This window comes from Microbacterium paludicola, assembly GCF_039529675.1.
Taxonomy (GTDB): domain Bacteria; phylum Actinomycetota; class Actinomycetes; order Actinomycetales; family Microbacteriaceae; genus Microbacterium; species Microbacterium paludicola.
Window position 1 is genome coordinate 16,390 of record NZ_BAAANG010000001.1, and the last position, 12,457, is coordinate 28,846.

The window sequence follows — 12,457 nt, forward strand, 5'->3', positions numbered from 1 at the left end:
GGCTCCCCTCCCCCACCCGCCAGCGAAAGGGCCCGCGGTTCTCCGGAACCGCGGGCCCCTTCGTGTCCCGGATGAGCTGGGTCGCCGGGGCGGCCGCTCAGTCATCGGATCGGCGTGACGGGTGTGGCACCCGAGCCTCAGCAGGCCACACCATCACCGCGCGTCCGACGACTGCGCGTGACCTCCGACGACTGAGCGGCCGCCGGGCAGGGGCCGGATGCGCACAAGGGCGAAGAGGATCGCGCCGCTCGCGATCGCGGCGGTGACGACGGTCGTCCCGGCGGCGAGCAGCAGCACCACGGCGGCCAGGCCCAGCAGCACCGCCTGCACCGTCCGGCGGTGCGATACCACGGCCGGCGGCGTGCGGTGACGCTCGATCCCCGCGAGGAGCACGGCGACGCCCGCGGTCAGGACGACCACAACCGCGACCCACAGCGGGCGCGTCGCCCACCACCCGGCGCTCGACGGCTCGGGAAGGGCGATCCCCGTCGCCATCGACGCGAGCACGGAGGCTCCCGCCATGACGAGAAGCAGCGGCATGTGCCAGAGGTAGATCGTCATCGTCCGCGCGGTGACGAACCGCGTGAACGCCGCGGCGGTCCTCCGCGCGCTGAACCGCTCGATCCGGTGACGCATGAGGGAGAGCACGGCGGTCTGCGCGACGCCGACGAGCAGCAGCACGGCGGTCGGGGGGTTGAGGTTCGCGATGAGGTCCGGGGAGTACACGCCGGCGAGGAAGAGCGCCGCGAGCAGCGCGACCGCTCCCGTCGCCGCCGCGACGCGCGCACGCCGGGCGAGCGCGTCGATCCGCCCGTCGGCGAGCAGGAACCCGAGCTGCTGCAGCGCGAGCCACAGTAACGCGAGGTTCAGGAAGCCGATCGCCTCGACGCCGCTGACGGCGCGGAGGCCGTCGACCGCGACCGCGGCGGCGACAAGCGCGAGGATCGTCCGCCCCGGGGCGCGCTCGTGCGCGGCATGCAGCACGGGAAGCAGCGCCTGGCACAGCAGGTACACCCCGAGGAACCACAGCGGCTGCGCGTAGCGGAAGCCGGCGATCTCGACGAGTTCGGGGGCGACGTCGGAGAAGGTGAGGGCCGCGAGGGCGACGGCGACCGCGGCGATCGAGACCACGGCGGGAAGCAGCAGCCGGCGCACGCGCCCGGCGACGAACTCTGCGCGGGTGCCGCCCCGGGCGCGGAAGCGGCGGAAGGCCGTCGCGCCCGAGAACCCGCCGATCACGAAGAACAGCGGCATCACCTGCAGGGCCCAGGTGAGCGGCGGGAACCACGCGGCCCCGTCGGCCGCGTTCTCGAACACGGGTCCCGCCGGATCCACCGTCACGCCCACCATGAGGGCGTGGAGCAGCACAACGAGGGCGACGCACATCGCGCGGATCAGGTCGATTCCCGCGTCGCGTTCGCCGGCGGGAGCCGGCCCTGCGGGGGCGGGGGCGGTGCGCAGCGGCGGCGCCTGGATGATTGCCATCGGGTCCTCCTCGGTGGGTTCGCGAGAAGGCTAGAAATGCGGTGCCGGCCGGCACATCACACGGCGGTGTCGTCCCACCCCCTACGGCGGGATGAGCGGAACGGATGGATCAGGACGCCGGCTCGGCGAGGCCGCTGTCGTACGCGAAGATCACTGCCTGGACCCGATCGCGCGCGCCGATCTTGGCGAGGATCTTGCCGACGTGTGTTTTGACCGTCTGCTCGGCGATGAACAGCGTCGCGGCGATCTCGCCGTTCGAGCGCCCCTGCCCGATCAGCACGAGCACCTCGCGCTCGCGCTCGGTGAGCTCGGAGAGCACGGCCGCGGCGCGGGGCGCCCGCGGCTTCTGAGCCGCGAACTGCGCGATCATCTTGCGGGTGACGCTCGGCGAGAGTAGCGCGTCGCCGGCGGCGACGATCCTGACGGCGTTGACGAGCTCATCCGGCAGCGCGTCCTTCAGCAGGAAGCCGCTGGCTCCCGCCCGCAGCGCGTCGTACACGTAGTCGTCGATGTCGAAGGTGGTGAGCATCAGGATGCGCGGCACGCGCGCGGCGGGGTAGTCGGGCCCGAGGATCCGGCGGGTCGCCTCGATCCCGTCGAGCTCGGGCATCCGCACATCCATCAAGATCACGTCGGGCTCGAGCCGCGCCGAGAGCGCGACCGCCTCGCGTCCGTTCGCCGCCTGGCCGGCGACCTTGATCCCCTCGTGCGCGTCGAGCAGGGCGGCGAAACCCGCGCGGACCATCGCCTGGTCGTCGGCGATCAGCACGCTGATTGTCATCTCGGCTCCTCCTCGAGGGGCAGGGTCGCCTCCACTCTCCACCCTCCGTCGGGGTCGGGGCCCGCAGACAGGGTGCCGGAGACCAGCGCCACGCGCTCGCGCATCCCCTGCAGGCCGTGACCGGATCCGGGATCCGCCGCCGACACGGTGACGGCGTCGTTGCTCACCAGGATGACGAGGGCGCCGGGGATCTCGCCCACTGTGACGGCGATCCCCGCCCCCGGCGCGTGGCGGACGGCGTTGCTCAGCGCCTCCTGCACGATCCGGTACGCGGTGATCTGCACCGCGGCCGACGGTTCGCGCGACGGGGGCATAAGCGACAGCCCCACCCGCACGCCCGCGCGCCGGATGCTCTCGACGAGAGCCGGGATGTCGGCGATCCCCTGCCGCGGGGCGAGCTGCGGCTGCTGGTCGTCGGTGCGCAGCACGCCGAGCAGGCGGCGCATCTCGGTGAGCGAGCCGCGCGCGGTCGCGGCGATGTCCTCGAACTCCGCGGCGACCTCGTCGGCCAGCCCCGGGATGCGGTAGCGCGCCGTCGACGACTGCACCTGGATGACCGAGAGGCTGTGCGCGACGACGTCGTGAAGGTCGCGGGCGATGCGGCTGCGCTCCTCGATCAGCACCCGGCGCTGCTGCTCGATCGTCGTCAGCTCGCGCTCGCGGCGTAGCTGCCGGCTGAGGCGCATCCTGCCCGACACCAGCACGGCGACGAGGTACGTCGCAGCGCCGATCGAGGCGGTCACGATGAGGTCTGCCGCGGCGGCGTTCGCGCTCGCCGCCTCGGTGAGCATCAGCGGCGCGGCAAGCGAGCCGCCGACTCCGATCGCCAGGGGGAGGACGCCGAGGCGCCAGCCGTGTCGCAGGGTGACGACGAGGACGAACAGCGCGAGCGCGATGAGGGCCGGCACCGACCAGGGCCACGGCCAGAACCGGTCGCGATCGGGCGAGATGACGAGGGGAAGCAGGAACGCGGAGACCGCGAAGACGGCGATGGCGACGCGCGGGTAGACGAGGGCGGCGAGCGGCGCCGCGCACATTCCCGCGCCGAGCAGCATCGCCACCGGCAGCGCCACGCCGTACAGCACCGCGTGCACCGGCACGAGCACCGAGTACAGCCCCACCGTGACGATCGCGAGCCAGATGAGCGCCGCCCGCTCCCCGCGGCTGCGCTCGCGCCAGGGCTGGATCACGGACATCCTGCCAGTGTGGCCGATTCGCGCACGACCGGGGCGGATGCGTCCTCGTCGGCGGATGCGCCGCGCGGCGCGCGTGCGCGGCGGGCCGCCGCGATGCGGTCGATGACGAGCCCGATCACCAGCGCGACCACCACGCCGATCGCCGCGGACAGCACGGGCTGGCCCTCCAGCCACTGGCCGGCGAGCAACCCGATGCCGGCACAGTAGGCGGCCCACGTCACCGCGGCGAGCGCGCTCAGCGGGACGAAGCGGCGGCGCGGGTAGCGGAGGGCGCCCGCGGTCATGTTCACCGCGACGCGGCCGACCGGGATGTACCGGGCGCCGAGGATCAGCGGCGCGCCGCGCCTGTCGAGGCCTTCACCGGCGCGCGCGATCATGGCCGCGACGCGGGGCCTGCGCATCCATGCCCACCGCCGGACGCCCACAGCGCGGCCGACGGCGTAGGCGAGGTTGTCGCCGATCATCGCGCCCGCCGCGGCGAGGACGCACAGCAGCAGCACGGTCGGCACGGCGCCCGTCGTCACCGCGACGGCCGCCGCGGCGATGAGCACCGTCTCGCTCGGAATGGGCGGGAAGAACCCGTCGAGCATGGCGATGGCGAACATGACCAGGGGCAGCCACGGTGACGCCGTCGCCATCAGGATGAGTTCGTTGAGGTTGTCCACCCGTCGAAGCTAGGTCTCGGCCCCCGGGCACCACATCGGCCGGGGGTATCGACCCGCGTCATACCTGGGAGGGATCTTCCGCGGCCGACATCGAGGCCTCGCGCGAACTCGGCGTCACGACCGACATCGCCGAGGCGGCCGCCTGAGCTGACCGGCCGGATGCCCCGACCGCGGGCGGGGCATCCGGTCCGGGCTCAGCGAGCGGGCGCGATCCAGACCGTCGCCTCGCCGGGCACGACCCCGTCGCCGCCGTCGCTCGAGAGCACGACCTCGACGTCGGCCGGCAGGTCGAACGGATCCGTGCCGAAGTTCGTGACCACCTGCCAGCCGTTCGGCCGCCGGAACCACAGCACGTCGTCGCGCCCCGTCTCGATCCACTCGAGCTGCTCGGCCGTCTGCAGCTCGTGACGCAGGGCGAGCGCCCGGCGGTACAGCGAGAGAGTGGAGGCGGGGTCGGCGTCCTGCAGCTCCACGGCGACGTCGCGGAACCAGCCGGGCTGCGGCAGATGCGCGCCGCTGGAGCCGAACCCGAGCGACGGACCGGATGCCGTCCACGGCAGCGGCACGCGACATCCGTCGCGCCCGATCTCCGCTCCCCCGGTGCGGAAGAAGGTCGGATCCTGACGCTCCTCCTCGGGGATGTCCGCGACCTCGTGAAGCCCGAGCTCCTCGCCCTGGTAGAGGTACGCGGAACCGGGAAGCGCGAGCAGGAACAGCGTCGCTGCCTTCGCGCGACGCAGGCCCCCCGGCCGGTCGAGCTGCGCCTCGTCGCCGCCGTTGATCAGCCAGTCGCCGCCGTGCCGGGTGGGCGAGGTCGAATCGGCCGGCGCCGGCGGCAGGCCGTAGCGCGTGGGGTGGCGCACGACGTCGTGGTTCGACAGCACCCAGGTGCTCGACGAGCCCGATTCGGCCGCGAGCGCGAGGTTGTCGCTCACGATGCGCCGGAACTGCGCGGCGTCGAAGTCGGCCTCGAGAAGGTCGAAGTTGAACGCCTGGCCGAGGCTCTCGGGGCTCGCGTAGCGCGGCACGCGGTGAGACGGCACCCAGGCCTCGGCGACCGCCGTGCGGGGCGGGTCGTACGAGTCGAACAGCGCGCGCCACTCGGCGTAGATCTCGTGCACGTCGTCGCGGTCGATGATCGGGTGGTTGCCGTCGATCGGCAGCAGCGTGAGCTCCTCGCGCGTCGGCAGCGGCTCCGTGAGGTCCTTCGTCAGCATGTGGGCGACGTCGATCCGGAAGCCGTCGACCCCGCGGTCAGACCAGAAGCGCAGCGTCTTCAGGAAGTCCTCGCGCACCTCCGGGTTGTCCCAGTTGAGGTCTGGCTGCTCCTTGGCGAAGTGGTGGAAGTACCACTGGCCGTCCTCCACCTGCTGCCACGCGGGCCCGCCGAACACCGAGAGCCAGTCGGTGGGCGGCTCGGATCCATCCGGCCCCTTGCCGTCGCGGAAGATGTAGCGCTCCCGCGCGGCCGATCCGCGCCCGGCGGCGAGCGCCTCCTCGAACCACTCGTGCTCGTCCGAGGTGTGGTTCGGCACGATGTCGACGATGACCTTGATGCCCCGCGCGTGCAGTGCCGCGACGAGGGCGTCGAAGTCATCGAGCGTGCCGAGGCGGGGGTCGACGTTGCGGTAGTCGGCGACGTCGTAGCCGCCGTCCGCGAGCGCCGAGGGATAGAAGGGGCTGAGCCACACCGCGTCGATGCCGAGCGCGGCGAGGTAGTCGACACGGGACAGGATGCCGGGGAGGTCGCCGATCCCGTCGCCGTCCGCGTCCGCGAAGCTGCGCGGGTAGATCTGGTAGACGACGGCGTGACGCCACCAGGTGGCCGCCTGATCCGCATCGGGGGTCTCGGTCGAACGCACGTCGGTCATGAAGCGGATGACTCCTTCGGTCTGGGTCGGAAGTGCGGATCGGGGGTTCGCTTCAGCCCTTGACCGCGCCCTGGGTGACACCCTCCATCACCCATCGCTGCGTGAACAGGTACGCGACGATAGCGGGTGCCATCGCCATCAGGTAAGAGGCGAACGCGACGTTGTAGTTGTTGCTGAACTGGTTCTGGAACAGGTTCTGCCGAACCGGCAGCGTCTGCAAGGCCGGATCGGAGATGATCAGCGACGGCATCATGAAGTCGTTCCAGGCGTACAGGAACGCGAAGATGCCGACGGTGGCGCTCATCGGCGCGAGCAGCGGGAAGATCAGCCGCCAGAACGTCTGCCACGTGGTCGCCCCGTCGATCCGCGCGCTCTCCTCGAGCTCGATCGGGATCGACCGCAGGAACGCCGTGAACAGCAGCACGCTGAAGCTCAGCTGGAACATCGTGGCGAGGATCACCACCCCGAGCGGGTTGTCGAGCCCCACGCGCCCCGTCAGCTGGATCTGCGGAAGCGCGACCACGGGGAACGGGATGAACATCGCCGCCAGCAGGTAGAAGAACGAGTAGCGGAACAGGCGGCGATCCCAGTTGCGGACGATCGCGTAGGACGCGAACGCGGCGAGCAGGATGGTCAGCGCCACCGTGCCGGCGGTGACGAACAGCGAGATCCCGGCTCCCACGGGGAACTTCGTGAGGTTCCAGGCCTGCACGAATCCGTCGATGCTGAAGGGCGCCGGGAGCGAGAAGGCGTTGCCGTCGACGGCCTGCCCTGTCGTCTTGAACGCCATGCTGATCGTCACGTAGAGGGGCAGCAGCACCGTCACGCTGCACAGGATGAGCAGGATGGTGCCCGGCCAGTTGACGCGCTCCGCTCGTGTGTGCGTCGCGATGTCGCGCGTGGTCGGGCCCTGCGGCGTGGTCGAGGTGGGGGCGGACATCAGAACGCATTCCTTCCGCGCGTCAGCGAGAGCTGGAGGAGGGAGATCAGCACGGCCACGATGAAGAAGATCGTGGCGTTCGCCATCTGGTAGGCGTAGTCGCCACCGTAGAAGCCCTGCACGATCGTCATCGCGACGCTGCGGGTCGCGGTGCCGGGGCCGCCGCCGGTGAGGCCGACGATGATGTCGTAGGCGTTCAGGAAGTTCTTGAAGCCCAGGATCACATTGATCACCACGTAGCCGGCGACGAGGGGCACCGTGATGCGCAGCAGCTGCTGCGCCTTCCCCGCCCCGTCGATGTCCGCGGCCTCGTACACCTCGCCGGGGATGGAGAGCAGGCCCGCGATGTAGATCAGCAGCGTCCCGGGAACCGCCTGCCACGCGGTCACGATCACGATCGCGACCCAGGCGAGATCCGGATTCGCGAGCAGGCTCTCCGACAGCCAGGGGATGCCCATCGCCGCGCCCGCCGCGGGGAGCGAGTTCGAGAACAGGAAGCTGAAGACGTAGGCGATGATGATGCCCGAGATCACCATCGGGATCACGAAGATCGTCCGCAGGCCCGTCTTCATCCGGATCCGCGAGGTCAGTCCGACGGCGAGCAGGAACGCCACGACGTTCACGACGATCACTGTCGCGATCGAGAAGCCGAAAGTGAAGAGGTAGCTCTGCAGCACCGCCGGATCGCTGAACAGCGCGATGTAGTTCGTCAGCCCGTTGAAGCTCCACTCGCCGATGCCGATCGAGTCGGTGAAGCTGAAGAAGATGCCGATGACGCCCGGCACCGTGATGGCGAGGGAGAACAGCACGAGGCTCGGCAGCAGGAACAGGTAGTAGATCGGTTCGACGCGGCGCTTGCCTCCGCGCGTGGCGCCGGTCACCATCGACTGGGTCACTTGTCCGCCCCTTCCGCCTCGGTCCGCGGCGCGGGCGCACGGAACGCCACGCGCGCCCAGTCGGCATCGAGCGTCCGCAGCATCCGGTCGATGTCGGATCCGAGCACCATCGCCTGCGCGTAGTTGTTGACCGGGATGGTGCGGGGCATGAGCACGGATGCCCCCTGATAGATCCGACCCTCGTTGTAATAGGGGATCATCCCCTCGATCCGCGGATCGTCCGGCGGCGGCGCGTCCTTCGTCGGCGTGAAGCCGAGCTGCGAGGCGTTGTAGGCCTCGATGTTGTCGGGCTCGAACAGGAACTCGAGGAAGTCGCGGGCCGCATCCTGGTGCTGCGACTCGGCCGGGATCATCGCCGCGAGGTCCATGTTGACCCGCACCGCGAGGTCATCCGGATCGTCCGTCATCGGCAGCGGGAAGGTGCCGAGATCGACGTCCTCGGAGGTCTTCGCGATCTCGGCGAACGCCCACGGGCCCTGCAGGTACATCGCCGCCGCTCCCTGCGCGAACGCGAGGTTGCCGTCGCCGTATGCGCGACTGCGCGCATCGTCGTTTGTGTACTCGGTGAGCTGCATCATCCGGTCGATCGGCTCGGCGAAGTCCTTCTGGAACGAGACCTCGGAGTCGGGCCCGACCTCGGTTCCCTGCGCGGCGAGGCGGTCGAAGAAGTCGATGACGTCGAGCGAGCCGCCGATCGCGTAGTCGTACCAGCCCTGGCCCACCGTCCAGTCGTCCTTGAACGTGCCGTAGATCGGGGTGACGCCCGCCTGCTCGAGCGCGTCGCAGGCTGCCAGCAGCTCGTCCCAGGTCTGCGGGACCTCGATGTCGTGCTCGGCGAAGATCTCCTTGTTGTAGATGACGGATGCCGCCATCACCGAGTACGGGATGGCGCTCGTACGTCCCTCGCACGATCCGTACTGGGCCATCAGCGGCTCGAGATCCTCGCGGCTGTTCGCGGCCGCCTCGGTGTCGGACAGGTCGATGAGCGCGCAGCGCTGAACGTAGCGCGCGGTCTCGTAGTTGTAGTTGGACAGCATGATGTCGGGCGGGTTCCCCCGCACGAAGCTCGCCGACACGACGTCGATGCCCGAGGTGTCCATCTCGACGCGGACGCGATCCTGCGAGCCGTTGTACTCGGCGACGAGCTCGTTCATGAAGTCGAGGGCCTCGCGCTTGCTGAAGGCGAACCGGATGGTCTCGCGCCCGTCGGCCGAGCATCCCGCGAGCAGCGCGCCGCTCAGGGCGAGCACGGCAGCCGCTGCCGCCGCACGGATGAATCGAGTGGATCTCGAAGACACATCGTCCCCTTCGCCGCGTATCGCCCGGCGGCCGTGCCGGGTGGAGCTGCTGGCCGTCGAGTTCGACTCTGCTCGCGGCGATCCGCGTCGGCAAGACCGTTGACACGGGCGACGTGGGCGTGGCAAGGGCGGTGTTCTTATGGCCACTTCGGATCTTTGTTCGATTTCGCGGCCTCGGCGCTCTTCCCTTTGTCGTACCTTTGCACTATCATTGGATCATGGCGGCGACCCCGTGGTTCGAAGACCCGTCTCGCGATCCTCGCGAGGCGGTCGCCGCCGCGCTCGCCGCCCTCGAGGGAGCGTTCGGTCAGGTCGGCGGGCTGCCGGATGCGGATCTCGTCGCGTTCACCCGAGAGTCGGAGGGCCTCGGCCGGGTCGTGGATGCCCTGCGCGTGCGCGCGGCCGGCGAGGTCGACGCCCGCTCCGACCTGATGGTGAAGGAGCGGCTGTCCGCGCAGCACGGCTGCCGCAATGGGACCGAGCTGCTCGAGCGGCTCACCGGCGCCTCGACCAGGACCGTGCGCTCGCGGGTGCGACTCGACACGCGCACGCAGCCGCGGTTCGCCCTCACCGGCGAGGAGCTGCCGGCGAAGCAGCCCGCGATCGCCGCGGCGCTTCAGGACGGGGCGATCGGCCTCGAGACGGCCGGGCTGATCGGGACGATGCTGACCACGGTGGAGCACCGTGCCGATCCCGTCGCCCTTGCAGACAGCGAAGCGTGGCTCGTCGCCGAGGCCACAGGTCACGAGCCGGCGCGCACGTTCGACGAGGTGAGAGCACAGGTGCTCGCCATCGGGCTGTCACTCGATCAGGACGGTCTCGAGCCGTCCGCCGAGGAAGCCGCGAAGCGCCGCGGGTTCACCATCGGCGCCCTCCGCAACGGCCTCCACCCGGTGCGCGGCGACGTCACCCCGGAAGCGGCCGGCACACTGCAGATGCTGTTCGATGCGCACAGCAACCCCGCCGTCCGGTTCGGCACCCACCCCGCCGACACCGAGGCAGGCGAACCCTGGGGCCCGGACGAGACCGTCCCCGACGACCGCACCCCGGCACAGAAGCGGCACGACATCCTCCACTCCGCCATCCAGACCGCCGCCCGCGCCGAGGACACCCCCTCCCTCGGCGGCGCGGCCCCCACACTGCTCGTCCACGTCGCGGCGGAGGACCTCCTCTCCCCGACCGGCGTCGCGTCGATCGACGGCATCCAGACCCCCGTGCCGGCGAGCCTCGCCCACCGGATCGCCTGCACCGGAGCAGTGCAGAAGATCGTCTTCGACAACGCCGGACGCATCGTCCGCCTCGGCACCAAGGAACGCCTGTTCAACACCCACCAGCGCAAGGCCATCGCCGCCCGCGACGGCGGCTGCGTCATCCCCGGCTGCAGCATCCGGGCGTCCTGGTGCGAAATCCACCACGTCACCGATCACGCCAAGGGCGGCCCCACCCACACCGACAACGGCGTGATGCTCTGCTGGTGGCACCACCACAACCTCGAACGATCCGGCTGGGGCATCCGGATCACCCGCGGCATCGTCGAGACCAAAGCACCACCCTGGATCGACCCCCGCGGCCACTACCGCCCCGCCCCCAACGCCATCACCCGCCGACGCCCGCGGTCCCCTGCGCCACCTCGCGCTCCTGCTCGTTGAGCGGGCCCGCCCCCTCCTGCTCGTTGAGCGAGCGAAGCGAGTCGAAACGCGCCGACCTAGGCACGGCTGAAGGCCGCCACGACGCCCCCCGGCGCTGAAGCAGCACTCTCGGTATGCTCCGCCACATGGCGCGCTATCCCTTGACCGGAGCGCTCCGCTCGGTTGCCGCCGTGACTGCCACGGCGCTCCTGCTCACGGGTTGCGCCCCTTCGGGCGGCCAGCTCCCCGGGACGCCGGGCGCCTCGCCTGCACCCGGTTCGAGACTCGACGTCGCCGGGTACGAGGATTCGCCGGCGCTTCCCGCCGCGGTGCAGGCGTACGCGGCGTCCGAGATCCTCACCGTTATCACGACAGGATCATCCAGCTGTCCCGCGGTCCCCGAGATCACCGATGTCCGGCCAGACGAGCAGCTCGTCATCCTCACGATCAGCTCCTGGCAGGCGGAGTTCTGCACGGCCGACTTGGCCCCGCGCACGTTCACGTTCGACGTGGGTCGCGACCTTCGCTCCTTCACCGTGGAGGTGCAGAACAGCGGGGAGGGCGACTGACTGCGCCGCGCCGGCCTCCGCGCTGACCGCCCGGCCCGCGCGGTCAGATGCGCCCGCACGACCGCCACCCAGGCAACCGGCACCGTGATCTTCGGTCACCGGGATAGCGTGTGGCTATGGCACGAGGCGGGGCGGGGAACGGCATCACCTTGCAGCAGCTGAGGTACTTCATCGAGGTCGCGGCCGAGGGATCCATCTCCGCCGCGGCCGACCTGCTGTACGTCTCCCAGCCGACGATGTCCGCCGCGATGAAGGATCTCGAGCGGCGGGCGGGACGCGCCCTCTTCACGCGCTCGACCCGCGGCATCACCCTCACGACGGACGGCACCGAGTTCCTCGGCTACGCCCGCCAGGTCGTCGAGCAGGCCGAGCTGCTCGAGCAGCGCTATCTCGGGCGCCCGCCGTCGCGACGACTCCTGGGTGTCTCCGCGCAGCACTACTCGTTCGTCGTCGACGCGTTCGTGCGGATGGTGAAGGCATCCGGGGCCGCGGAGTACGAGTTCAGCCTGCGCGAGACCCGCACCTGGGACATCATCGAGGACGTCCGCACCCTGCGCAGCGAGATCGGGATCCTCTACCGCAACGACTTCAACCGGAAGGTCGTCGACAAACTGCTCCGGGAGGCCGGACTCGGCTTCACCCCACTGTTCCTCGCGACCCCGCACATCTTCGTCGCCCGGACGAACCCGCTTGCGGGCCGCGAGCGGGTGACGCTCGACGACCTGGAGGAGCTGCCGCGGCTCACCTTCGACCAGGGGGCGAACAACTCGTTCTACTTCGCCGAGGAGATCCTCTCCACCCGGTCGTCGAAGCAGGACATCCGCGTCAGCGACCGGGCCACGATCTTCAACCTGATGATCGGCCTCGGCGGCTACACGATCTCCACCGGGATCATCTCCGACGACCTGGACCCGTCGATCGTCGCCGTGCCGCTCGATGTCGACGAGCGCATCGAGATCGGCTGGATCGGGCACACGTCGATCCCGCTCACGGGGCAGGCGGAGCGCTTCGTCGCCGAGATGCGCGAGGTCGTCGCGGGCTTCGGCGTGGAGCTGATCGCATAGGGGCAGGCTATATGACGCTGCTAAACATCCCGATGGGGCTATAACCCGCATCGCTGCCTACGCT

Annotated in this window: 11 protein-coding genes; 3 read left to right on the forward strand and 8 right to left on the reverse strand. The window is 70.4% G+C overall.

Annotated features, from left to right (window positions below; translation table 11 throughout):
• Positions 1-153: 153 nt before the first annotated feature.
• The 8 genes from ABD161_RS00080 to ABD161_RS00115 all read right to left on the reverse strand — a co-directional run bounded on the left by ABD161_RS00080 (position 154) and on the right by ABD161_RS00115 (position 9,132).
• Positions 154-1,485, reverse strand: coding sequence for an acyltransferase family protein (locus ABD161_RS00080; RefSeq protein WP_343998524.1), 1,332 nt, complete (start codon positions 1,483-1,485; stop codon positions 154-156).
• 109 nt (positions 1,486-1,594) lie between these two features.
• Entirely contained in the window at positions 1,595-2,266 is a 672-nt protein-coding gene (locus ABD161_RS00085) for a response regulator (protein ID WP_343998526.1), read from the reverse strand.
• A complete protein-coding gene (locus tag ABD161_RS00090; protein WP_343998528.1) occupies positions 2,263-3,462 on the reverse strand; it encodes a sensor histidine kinase in 1,200 nt (399 codons plus the stop codon). Before ABD161_RS00090 ends, ABD161_RS00085 begins: the two co-directional genes overlap by 4 nt.
• On the reverse strand, positions 3,453-4,127 hold the full coding sequence (locus tag ABD161_RS00095; protein ID WP_343998530.1) for a DedA family protein: 675 nt from the start codon (positions 4,125-4,127) through the stop codon (positions 3,453-3,455). The genes ABD161_RS00090 and ABD161_RS00095 overlap by 10 nt, the downstream gene beginning before the upstream one ends.
• A 194-nt stretch (positions 4,128-4,321) precedes the next feature.
• Positions 4,322-5,998: a glycoside hydrolase family 13 protein gene (locus ABD161_RS00100; RefSeq protein WP_343998532.1), complete on the reverse strand. Its 1,677-nt coding sequence runs from the start codon at positions 5,996-5,998 to the stop codon at positions 4,322-4,324.
• A gap of 52 nt (positions 5,999-6,050) precedes the next feature.
• Complete coding sequence (locus ABD161_RS00105) at positions 6,051-6,938, reverse strand: carbohydrate ABC transporter permease (RefSeq protein WP_343998534.1); 888 nt, start codon at positions 6,936-6,938, stop codon at positions 6,051-6,053.
• Positions 6,938-7,822, reverse strand: coding sequence for a carbohydrate ABC transporter permease (locus tag ABD161_RS00110; RefSeq protein WP_343999097.1), 885 nt, complete (start codon positions 7,820-7,822; stop codon positions 6,938-6,940). Before ABD161_RS00110 ends, ABD161_RS00105 begins: the two co-directional genes overlap by 1 nt.
• 8 nt (positions 7,823-7,830) lie before the next feature.
• Positions 7,831-9,132 carry an ABC transporter substrate-binding protein gene (locus ABD161_RS00115; RefSeq protein WP_343998537.1) on the reverse strand — a complete coding sequence of 434 codons (1,302 nt, stop codon included), beginning with the start codon at positions 9,130-9,132 and terminating at the stop codon, positions 7,831-7,833.
• A gap of 218 nt (positions 9,133-9,350) precedes the next feature.
• On the opposite strand from ABD161_RS00115, the gene ABD161_RS00120 reads away from it, so the two are divergent.
• From ABD161_RS00120 to ABD161_RS00130, 3 genes are all read left to right on the forward strand, one after another.
• A complete protein-coding gene (locus tag ABD161_RS00120; RefSeq protein WP_343998539.1) occupies positions 9,351-10,781 on the forward strand; it encodes an HNH endonuclease signature motif containing protein in 1,431 nt (476 codons plus the stop codon).
• 125 nt (positions 10,782-10,906) lie between these two features.
• Positions 10,907-11,329 carry a hypothetical protein gene (locus ABD161_RS00125; protein WP_343998541.1) on the forward strand — a complete coding sequence of 141 codons (423 nt, stop codon included), beginning with the start codon at positions 10,907-10,909 and terminating at the stop codon, positions 11,327-11,329.
• Between the two features lie 116 nt (positions 11,330-11,445).
• On the forward strand, positions 11,446-12,393 hold the full coding sequence (locus tag ABD161_RS00130; RefSeq protein WP_343998542.1) for a LysR family transcriptional regulator: 948 nt from the start codon (positions 11,446-11,448) through the stop codon (positions 12,391-12,393).
• The last annotated feature ends 64 nt before the right edge of the window (positions 12,394-12,457 follow it).